Here is a 1,980-nt window from a genome sequence, read left to right as displayed (position 1 = left end):
GTCCATGAATCACGTAGGAGGTAATGCCTCCTTCTTTCTTTTCAGAAAGCCAATTTGTAGGGAAAATGATAGTTTCATCTGTTAAACCGGGTAATTTTTTAGTATGATAGTCCATGGAGATATCCTTTCTTGATGAGTTTGTTTTAGACGACTTAATTCTATCAATTTGGATATCTCTTTTTCTATCTTTTTTTACAAAAAAGAGTGTTAGTAGAAAACAAAATTGTTTTCCACCAACACTAGATATTATAGAATCGATAGTTTTTACTATTTTAAGAGTTCTTTGGTTGTTTTTTTGTAAATAAAATCCTAAAGTAAACCATATAAATATTATGACAACTAAGAAGGAGTATTTCTAATTCATTTACCTTTCAACAATATGGAAGAACCTGCTACTCTAACCTTTTTTGTAGCCTACCTACGACTTTATTGGCTAATAACTGTCTCTTATACACATCTAGATGTGTATAAGAGACAGGGCCAGATGTTGCATGGAATGCTCCTTAATATGCTGTAGACTATCTACAACTTCGCTAATTATAACAAATATCTAAGTTGAATTCATCGGTTTTAAATAAATTTCCAAAAATCTTTTTTTATAGGACGATTATAGAAAGATATTGAAAATAAAAATCATGAATTCTGTCTTAGACTAATGAGAATCGCTTTTTCATGTCCTTATTTTGATAAGAACTCATAAACTGCATTTAATTTAGTTGTTGATTAGACGTTGTTGCGTGCTACAGTGTTTAAGGAGGAATTTCACATCATGTGGAATTCCTCCTTTTTGCTTGCTTTCGTAACCCTTCCAGAAAATTTATGAGGAGTGAAAATCAATGCAAAAAAATAGAATAACAAAAACGTGCTCCCCAGAGCTGATCCGACAACGGGCGATAACAGTACGTCTAACTGATGGCAGTATTTGGGCAAACTTAGGAAATGGTCGATTCATCCATCAAAAAGAGTTGAAGGTCGTGGAAATAGAGTTGATTTACTCTAAGATTAAAACAGTAGTTGAAAGTGGCGGGATTATCATAGCCAAGAAAAAACATTTAGAAAACTCACTTAAACTTGTGGAACCCCCTTTAAAAGTCAAAGACTGGTGAATCCTTAAAAATCAGTATCCAGAAAATATAGTCGAAGTAAATATGACGGGCTTACCTGTTCCTTGAAAATTGGATAGTATCGGCTGTTTAACTAAAGTGATAGTTAAACAAGAAATGTTTCACTGTTTTCTGTCTGGTGAGACAGATACAAGATTAAATGACAGACTGATAAAGTTGGTCACCTTATCAGAAGATTATATATTTAAGGAATGACGAGAAAAGTAGCGTAGTTGAACGCTTAAAAAGCCAACTACTTGTTCTGAAAGGGAATACTTTGATTTTCTCGAAATGATAGAAGTATGTAGGTTGTCCATCCACCTAAAATGGTCAGGTTCCCACTTAACCGAAAAGTGTTGGACTAGGTTATTCATTACATTTGTGTAAAAGGAGGGATGTTCATGAGGGAGATCCAAATTTTGCTTGAATATATGCGTCATTCTAAACGTAGAGTGGTCAAACGTAAAAGTCTTTTTTGTTGGTTTGAAACCAATAGTTATTGGACAAAGGGACGACAAATCAATTTATTTCGACAATTACAGACGAGTAGCGTATTGTTGCTAATGGAAAGTGGGGAAGTGATTCGAAAAGAAGCAATGAAAGAATGTTTAGTTTTAATTCAGTACATGCAACGGCATAATATTATTTGTTTATCCCATGAAAATTTTGAGCAGTGGTTAGTGAGGAATGGATGGAATGAAAAAGCAAAAAGCCGTCTAATCCATCAAATAAAAAGAATGGAATCCATTACGATCAATGAACATGGCGATGTCATCGGTCGTTTCAGAAAGTGATAGTATAAGACAAAAGATGCTTTTTATGCATTCTAACTGGATCTAAATATCTTATCTAACAATTACTTACTCTCCCTCATGTA

Annotated in this window: 2 protein-coding genes; both read left to right on the top strand. The window is 33.6% G+C overall.

The window, feature by feature from the left end:
* Positions 1-836: 836 nt before the first annotated feature.
* Complete coding sequence (locus tag A5844_RS02435) at positions 837-1,106, top strand: hypothetical protein (RefSeq protein ID WP_086283590.1); 270 nt, start codon at positions 837-839, stop codon at positions 1,104-1,106.
* Positions 1,107-1,504: 398 nt separating this feature from the next.
* A complete protein-coding gene (locus A5844_RS02430; protein WP_086283588.1) occupies positions 1,505-1,897 on the top strand; it encodes a hypothetical protein in 393 nt (130 codons plus the stop codon).
* Positions 1,898-1,980: the final 83 nt, after the last annotated feature.

The sequence above is a fragment of the Candidatus Enterococcus wittei genome, assembly GCF_002140175.1.
GTDB lineage: Bacteria > Bacillota > Bacilli > Lactobacillales > Enterococcaceae > Enterococcus_B > Enterococcus_B wittei.
The sequence above is the reverse complement of the archived record's forward strand: the minus strand, read 5'-3'. Positions and strand labels throughout refer to the sequence as shown.

What these genes read in the sequence shown, in the direction of transcription:
- A5844_RS02435 (WP_086283590.1), top strand. Translation starts at nt 837, where the DNA reads ATGCAAAAAAATAGAATAACAAAAACGTGCTCCCCAGAGCTGATCCGA.
- A5844_RS02430 (WP_086283588.1), top strand. Translation starts at nt 1,505, where the DNA reads ATGAGGGAGATCCAAATTTTGCTTGAATATATGCGTCATTCTAAACGT.